The sequence below is a fragment of the Brooklawnia sp. genome, assembly GCF_032229645.1.
GTDB lineage: Bacteria > Actinomycetota > Actinomycetes > Propionibacteriales > Propionibacteriaceae > Brooklawnia.
Genome location: NZ_JAVTWX010000086.1, coordinates 1 through 7,616, shown reverse-complemented (window position 1 = coordinate 7,616; position 7,616 = coordinate 1). Strand labels below are relative to the sequence as shown.

The window sequence follows — 7,616 nt, the reverse complement described above, 5'->3', positions numbered from 1 at the left end:
TGCATGCGCATGACTCCAGTCTGGCACCGGGTGCCGACATCTCTGCGACCTGTCGCGTCTGGGTGGGCTCCCACACGCGCATTCAGCGAAGGTGCCGCGGAATCCACTCCGACTTCGGGTTGCCGACGTACAGCTGACGCGGACGATAGATTTTCTGGCCCGGGTTGTCGTGAATCTCTTTCCAGTTGGCGATCCACCCGGGCATGCGTCCCATCGAGAACATCACGGTGTACATATTCAGCGGAATGCCGATGGCACGCAAGATGACACCCGAGTAGAAATCGACATTCGGATAGAGCCTGCGCTCGATGAAGTAATCATCGTTGAGCGCCAGATCGGCAAGTTCTTGAGCCATGCCCAGCAGCGGATCATCGATCTTCATCGAATTGAGCAACCGTTCAGCGGCCTTACGTAAAATCTTCGACCGCGGATCAAAATTGCGGTAGATACGGTGCCCAAAACCCATCAGTCGGCGATTGTTTGTCTTGTCCTTGACCTGATTCAAGAATTCCTGCGGCGAAAGGCCCTCACGGCGCATGCGCTGCAGCATCGTCACGACCTCAGTATTCGCGCCACCGTGCTTGGGTCCCCACAGCGCGACCACGCCGGCCGAGCAGGAGGCGTAGAGGTTCGCCTCACCCGAGGCGACCATCCGCACAGTCGAAGTCGAACAATTCTGCTCGTGATCGGCATGCAGCACCAAGAACATGTTCAATGCATGACTGACTTCGGCGGACGCCACGTATTCGTTGTACGGCAGCGAGAACATCATGTGCAAGAAGTTGTCGACATAGCGCAGGTCGGGGCGCGGGTAGATGATCGGCTCGCCGATGCTCGACTTAAACGATGCGGCCGCGATGGTACGAATCTTGCTGATCAGCTTGGCCGCATAGATCTCCAAGGTGGCATCGTCGCCGGGCTCGATCTTCGGCCTCTCATGGGTTGAGAGCGAGTTGATCATCGCCGACATGATCGCCATCGGGTGCGAGCTGGTCGGGAAGGCATCGAAGTGCTTCATCATCGACTCGTGCAATGCCGCCGACTCGGTCAGCAAATCGCTGAGATGCTCCCGTTCGACCTGAGTGGGCAGGTGCCCGAAGATCAGCAGATACGCCGCCTCCACGAAGCTTGAGTGTTCGGCGAGCGTCTCGATGGGAATGCCGCGGTAACGAAGAATGCCCTCGTCTCCGTCGATGAACGTGATTTCCGAGGCACACGAACCCGTATTGCCATAGCCGTCGTCCAATGTGATCAGCCCGCTGGCCGCACGCAGTTTGCTGATGTCGATTGCACGCTCACCCTCGGTACCTTCGAGGATTGGTAGCTCATAGACCTGGCCGTCGACTTCGAGTCGGGCATATTCGGTCATGCGGGCTCCTTTCGTTCAACTCCATGGTGATCTATCACGACCGGCCATGGCGCTGGTATCAAATTGCGAGGCGGCTTGCAGATCTCGCGGCTGGGTCGTGGTCTACTGTGACCGAGCCTATCCGCGCAGACTCTGGACGACCCCGCTCAGGGCGAAATCCGGGACCGGCGGCTTCGGGCCTGCGGCGTGCCGGGCTAGCGTGGTGACAACTACGTGATTGGGAGCCCATATGCCTGCCACCGACGGAATCGGCAAATCGATCATCGCCGCAGCGCCCATCGACGCCCCGGACTCCACCGCACGCCTCTTGCGAATGCTGGTCGGCTTCGCCATCGACGGCACCGATTGGTTTCCGGGCGCACGGGTCTCGGCCGCCAAACAACTCGAAGGACACGGATCGGTCGACGCCGCGATCTCATCGGTGATCACCAACCACATCGCGCTGTCGGGCGCGCAAGGATTCGTCACGAACATCGGCGGGATCGCCACCTTGCTCATCGGCGCGCCCGCCAACCTGGCCGGGGTGGCACTGGTACAGACCCGGATGGTCGCCGCGATCGCTCACCTGCGCGGCTACGATCTGGACGACTCACGCGTCCGGCATGCGGTGGTGACCACGCTGCTCGGCAAACGCATCGTGGACGATCTGGTGGCCAGCGGCGAACTCCCCGGAACACCGCTGGTGCTGGCCACCGCTCCCGGCACCGACCGGCGGCTTGAGCAGTTGATCTCACAGCGGGTGATGACTGCGCTGCTCACCACCACCGGTGGCAAGCAGGCCGTCGGGCTGATCGCCAAACGCATCCCGGTGATCGGCGGCGGCGTCGGAGCAGCCACCGACTCCTGGAATGCCATGGCGATCGCCCGCTATGCCCGCGACCAGTTCGTCAGCCGGCGCGCCGCGGGCTGACCGACCGCGCCAGGTCTGTGATCAGGGCAGATAGACCCTCTCGACTCGCTTGCCGATCAGGCAGGTGACCTCGTAGCTGATGGTTCCCATCAGCCCGGCCATCTCGTCGGTGCCGATCATCTGGTCGTCTTGGCTTCCCATGATGACGACCTCGTCCCCCACCTCGGCCGGAGCCTGCTCGCCCGGGACGACCGGGCCGAGATCGACCATCGTCTGATCCATGCAGACTCGGCCTGCGATCGGGTAACTGCGACCGCCGATCAGCACTCGGCCGCGATTCGAGTTGAGTCGCGAGTAACCGTCCGCGTAGCCGATCGGCATGGTGGCCACCCAACTGTCGACCGGGGCCGTCCAGGTGCGGCCGTAGCCGACTGTTTCGCCGGCCCGCACCTGCTTCACCACGCTCACCTTGGTCTTCCAGGTGATGGCCTGCCGCAACTCGGCCGTGTGCGGCGTCTCGTTGGCGTCCGGATAGTAGCCGTAGGCCATGATGCCGGGGCGCACCATCGTGAAGCCGTCCTTGGGGTAGCCGAGCACCGCGCCGGAGTTCGCCGCATGCACCAGTGGCACCGGCGAGAGCCCTGCGGCCGCTCGCGCCTGCTGCACGGCATCGACGGCCTCCAAGAACCGGTCCAGCTGGGCCCGGGTGAACGCGGCACCGCGCGGGGTGTCGCTGATCGGCAGGTGAGTGAAGATGCCTTGCAGGTCGAGGCCGCAGTCGGCGGCCTCAGCGGCCAGCCCGACGGCATCGTCGGGATCGCAGCCGATCCGGCGCATACCGGTATCGATCGCAAGATGCACCGGGTAGCCGCGTCGTCCGGCCCGATCGGCGGCCGCCGCGACCGCCGCGATACTGGCCGGGCTCACCACAGCCGGGGTGATCTCGGACGCGAACGCTGCGTCCAACTCGTCGTCCGACAGACAGTGCGAGAGCTTCAGGATCGGCTGGGTGATCCCGGCTTCGCGCAACTCGATGCCTTCGGGAGTGGTGGCGACGCCGAACCAGTCGGCGAGTCCATCGGCGGCCAGCCGGCGAGCGACCTGCACCGCGCCGTGGCCGTAGGCGTCGGCCTTGACCGCCACCAGAACCTCTTTGCCCGGTGACAGTTCACGGGCTGCCTGAACATTGTGGGCGATCGCGTCCAGATCGACTACCACATGAGTCGCGTACAACACCCTTGCATGCTATTCCGCCGCCCCATGGCTGGCTGGTCGGGACCCTCACAGCCTGCGAATCCGAAAGAATCCTCGGGATTCGTCCACTCCGAGCGGGCTTTTCGGGGGATTCCTTCGGCCGGCGAACCTTCAGAACAGCAGCGCGAGTTCCGGCTCGGAGAGCACCGTCGAGACATCGGCGAGGAACTGCGAACCCTGCTCGCCGTCGATCAGCTGATGGTCGAAGCTGACGGCCAGCGTGGTCACCCAACGCGGCTCGATCCGCTCGTGGTCACCGCTGCCGACAACCCAAGGCCGCCGCTTGATGGCACCCATCGCCAGGATCGCCGACTCGTCCCCATTGATGATCGGGGTGCCGGTATCGATGCCGAAGACACCGACATTTGTGATGGAGAACGTGCCGCCGGAATAATCAGCAGGCTGCAGCCGGCCCTCACGCGCGGTGACAACCAGTTCGTTGATGGCGCGGCAGAGCTCGACCAGATTCATCTTGTCGGCTCCATTGATCACCGGGACGAGCAGCCCGCGCGGGGTCGCAGCGGCGATACCCAGGTTGACGTCGTCGTGGTAGATGATCTGGCCGGCATCGGCGTCCCAGCTGGCGTTCAGTTCGGGATGCCTCGCCAGGGCCAGGCAAACCGCCTTGGCGTGGATCAGCAGCGGCGAGACGTGCAGATCGCGGAACTCACGGCGGGCCTTCAGCCTGTCGACCAGGGACCTCATCGCGGAGACATCAATGGTGTTGAACTCGGTGACATGCACATGTTTGGCCACCGATGCCGCCACATTCTGCGCGGTCGCCTTGCGAACACCGCGGATCGGTGCGGTGTGCCCGACGAGCGAGTCGGACGTGGACCGGCCGGCGGGCGCTGCCATCGCAGACTGGCCCAGCCCGGCGGCGGCCTCGACGTCCTCCCTACTCACCGTGCCGTTGGGGCCCGTGGGGCGGACACTGCCGAGCTTGACCCCCAGATCGCGCGCCAGCCTGCGGACCAGTGGCTTGGCCAGCACCTTGCCCACCGCGGTGGTGATGGGACCCTGCTGTTCGGCGGCCTGGGCTTCGGGCTGTGGCGCTGGCGCCTGGGTCGCCGGACGCCGCCTGCTCGTCGGCTCGGGCAACGGCCCCGAGCCCACCAGATGCTGCGGTTGATCGTCCGGCTCGCTCTCGGCGTCGTCGGTGCCGGCGGGCTGTGCAGCAGGTTCTGGCGCATCGCCCGAGCCGTCGTCGATCTCGATGATCGGGGTGCCGACATCAACGGTCTCGCCCACCGAAACCACCAGCCGGCGCACCGTGCCCGAGACCGGGCTGGGTAGTTCGACCAGCGATTTGGCGGTCTCGATCTCGACGAGTACGTCGTTGATGCGCACCTCGTCGCCCTCGGAGACCAGCCACTGGGTGATTTCGGCCTCGGTCAGGCCTTCGCCGGGATCGGGGAGTTTGAATGCGAACATTCTGATCGTCCTTGTCAGTAAGCCAGAGATTGATCGACGGCCGCCAGTATCCGGTCCAGGTTCGGCAGCCAGTCGGACTCCAGCTTGCTGGGAGGATACGGGGTGTCGTAGCCGGTCACCCGCAGCACGGGCGATTCCATCACGTAGAAGAGTTCTTCGTGCAGCCTGGCCGCGAGCTCTGCGCCGGGGCCGTAGTTGCGCTGCGCCTCGTGGACGACGATCGCCCGCGAGGTGTGCTCGACGCTGGCGGCGATCGTCGCGAAGTCGAGCGGCTGCAGGCTGCGCACATCGACGACCTCGATGCTGCGTCCCTCCTGCTCGGCGGCGGCCGCGGCATCCAGGCAGCTGCGTACCATCGGACCCCAGCAGATCAGCGTGAGATCGCTGCCCTCACGCACGACCGCAGCGTCGTGCAGACCGTGCGCAGGCGCATCGAGGTGGACGACGCCCTTTTCGTGATAGCGACGCTTGGGCTCGAGGAAGATCACCGGATCAGCTGAGGCGATGGCCTGCTGGATCATCCAGTAGCCGTCGTTGGGATTCGACGGGCTGACCACGGTGAGCCCGGGCGTATGCGCGAAATACGCCTCGACCGACTCGGAATGGTTCTCGATGCTGCCGATTCCTCCCCCATAGGGAAACCGGACGACCACGGGCAGCTCGACGCGGCCTTGGGAACGGAAGCGCAGCTTGGCCAGCTGCTGGGTGATCTGGTCGAAGCCGGGGAAGACGAAGCCGTCGAACTGCAATTCGACGACCGGACGATAGCCCCGCTGTGCCATCCCGATGGCGGTACCGATCAGCCCGGACTCGGACAGCGGCGAATCCAGCACCCGATCGGGGCCGAACTCGCCCTGCAGGCGTTCGGTGACCCGGAAGACACCGCCGAGCGAGCCGATGTCCTCGCCGTAGAGCAGCACCTTGTCGTCCGCAGCGAGCGCGGCGCGCATACCGGCGTTCAGCGCCTTGGCAAGGGTGAGGGTCTTAGTAGTCTCGCCGGTTTCGGCTGGGGACTGCGCAGTGCTCATGGCTGGGGTGGAGCTCACAGCGCAGCCGCCTGGACGACCTGCGCGCGCTGCGCGATCAGATCGGGGGTGGGCTGAGCGTAGACCCGGTCGAAGATCTCTTCGAGCTTGGGCGTCGTCACATTGTTGACGGCCGAACGCACCTGCTCACCGAAGGCTTCGGCCTCTTGGTCGAGATGAGCCTGCCGGGCATCGTCCCAGACACCTTCGCTACGAAGCCAGGCCTCGGTGCGGGTCAGCGGATCCTTGATCTGCCACTCGGCGGTCTCGTCCTTGCTGCGGTACTTGGTGGGATCGTCGCTGGTGGTGTGGGCGCCCATCCGGTACGTGAAGGCCTCGATGAAGGTGGGGCCTTCGCCGTTGCGGGCGCGGGCCAGAGCCCACTGGGTGGCTGCGTGCACGGCGAGCACGTCGTTGCCGTCGACCCGCACGCTCGGGATGCCGAATCCCCAGGCTCGCTGGTAGAGCGGGACGACCGACTGCCGCTCGACAGGTTCGCTGATGGCCCACTGGTTGTTGACGCACAGGAAGACCGCAGGTGCCTGGTAGGCGGCGGCGAAGATATAGGCCTCGTTGACATCGCCCTCGCTGATGGCTCCGTCGCCGTGGACGATCAGGCTGACCCCATCGTCGGCGGCCGAATCGAACTGCCGGTCACGCGCCTGACCCATCGCGTAGCCGACACCGTGCAGGGTGTGACCGCCGATGACCATGTTGAGGTGGTGGAAGTGCACCTCTTCGGCGTCCCAATCGCCGGTCTCCTGACCCGTGAAGATGCCGAGGATCCGCTCGACAGGCAATCCCATCAGCATCGCGAGACCGTGTTCGCGGTGGCTGGGGAAGACGTGGTCGTATTGGCCGAGAGCGGCATGGACGCCCACCTGGATGGCCTCCTGGCCGAGCAGCGGGGCCCACAAGCTGAGCTGGCCCTTGCGCTGCATGGCGGTGGCCTCGGTGTCGAAACGCCTGATCAAGGTCATGTCGCTGAGCATCTCGGCGACCTGCTCACCGCTGAGTGTCGGCGCGAAGTCGGGATCGTCGATCAGGCTGCCGTCGGGGTCGAGCAACTGCACGGTGGGTACCTCGGCAGGCTGCGGGGGCTGGAAGCGTCCCGGCCGAGCAGTGGTCTGGGCGGTGGGCCATCCAACAGACATCGCACTGTTCACAAGGACCTCCTGGCGTCGGTTCGTCATAACCTACCGGATCGTAGGTTCGTTGCCAGTTACAGGTTACCCAACCGTAGGTTTCTGCGGAAATCCTTGGACGAACTGAACTGAGCGGCGCCGTTTGTACGGTTCCCACAAACGACGAAGGCCGAGAGCAGCCGAGCTTGCTCGGGCTGCCGCTCAGCAGCTACCCAAAGTGGCGGGCGCTACCGAAATGCGCGCGCAACGATCACACCAGCTGCCGCGAATCGCGAAAGCTAGCGAACATTCGCTAGCCGCTGTTACTCCCGGCAGCCGCCTGCTCCGGGCCCGAGCATTCCGGCAGCCACTGCTACTTCCGGCAGCCGCCTGCTCCGGACCCGAGCATTCCGGCAGCCGCTGCTACGCCCGGCAGCCGCTACCTCGGAGCCCGAGCATTCCGGCAGCCACTGCTACTTCCGGCAGCCGACGCTCCGGACGATCTGGAGGGTCGATCAGTCGCCCAAGGTGGCGACCATCACCGCCTTGATGGTGTGCAT

The 7,616-nt window shown here is 65.0% G+C and carries 6 protein-coding genes; 1 reads left to right on the top strand and 5 read right to left on the bottom strand.

The genetic code is table 11. The features are described 5' to 3' along the window. Nucleotides 1-82 precede the first annotated feature (82 nt). Nucleotides 83-1,369: a citrate synthase gene (locus tag AAFP05_RS06265; RefSeq protein ID WP_341728995.1), complete on the bottom strand. Its 1,287-nt coding sequence runs from the start codon at nt 1,367-1,369 to the stop codon at nt 83-85. 229 nt (nt 1,370-1,598) lie between these two features. On the opposite strand from AAFP05_RS06265, the gene AAFP05_RS06260 reads away from it, so the two are divergent. Further along, nucleotides 1,599-2,279, top strand: a complete 681-nt coding sequence (locus tag AAFP05_RS06260; RefSeq protein ID WP_341728994.1) for an EcsC family protein — start codon at nt 1,599-1,601, stop codon at nt 2,277-2,279. 21 nt (nt 2,280-2,300) lie between these two features. Here AAFP05_RS06260 and alr read toward each other — a convergent pair whose 3' ends face one another. The 4 genes from alr to pdhA all read right to left on the bottom strand — a co-directional run bounded on the left by alr (nt 2,301) and on the right by pdhA (nt 7,098). Next, nucleotides 2,301-3,452, bottom strand: coding sequence for an alanine racemase (gene alr, locus AAFP05_RS06255; protein WP_341728996.1), 1,152 nt, complete (start codon nt 3,450-3,452; stop codon nt 2,301-2,303). Nucleotides 3,453-3,584: 132 nt separating this feature from the next. After that, nucleotides 3,585-4,907, bottom strand: coding sequence for a dihydrolipoamide acetyltransferase family protein (locus tag AAFP05_RS06250; RefSeq protein WP_341728993.1), 1,323 nt, complete (start codon nt 4,905-4,907; stop codon nt 3,585-3,587). Nucleotides 4,908-4,921: 14 nt separating this feature from the next. Next, nucleotides 4,922-5,935 (bottom strand): alpha-ketoacid dehydrogenase subunit beta, encoded by a 1,014-nt coding sequence (locus tag AAFP05_RS06245; RefSeq protein ID WP_341728992.1) that lies wholly within the window; start codon nt 5,933-5,935, stop codon nt 4,922-4,924. A 14-nt stretch (nt 5,936-5,949) separates the two neighbouring features. Next, entirely contained in the window at nt 5,950-7,098 is a 1,149-nt protein-coding gene (gene pdhA / locus AAFP05_RS06240; RefSeq protein ID WP_341728991.1) for a pyruvate dehydrogenase (acetyl-transferring) E1 component subunit alpha, read from the bottom strand. Nucleotides 7,099-7,616: the final 518 nt, after the last annotated feature.

Coding starts and splice junctions, on each gene's coding strand:
- AAFP05_RS06250 (WP_341728993.1), bottom strand. CDS start 4,907: ATGTTCGCATTCAAACTCCCCGATCCCGGCGAAGGCCTGACCGAGGCC.
- AAFP05_RS06260 (WP_341728994.1), top strand. CDS start 1,599: ATGCCTGCCACCGACGGAATCGGCAAATCGATCATCGCCGCAGCGCCC.
- AAFP05_RS06265 (WP_341728995.1), bottom strand. CDS start 1,369: ATGACCGAATATGCCCGACTCGAAGTCGACGGCCAGGTCTATGAGCTA.
- AAFP05_RS06245 (WP_341728992.1), bottom strand. CDS start 5,935: ATGAGCACTGCGCAGTCCCCAGCCGAAACCGGCGAGACTACTAAGACC.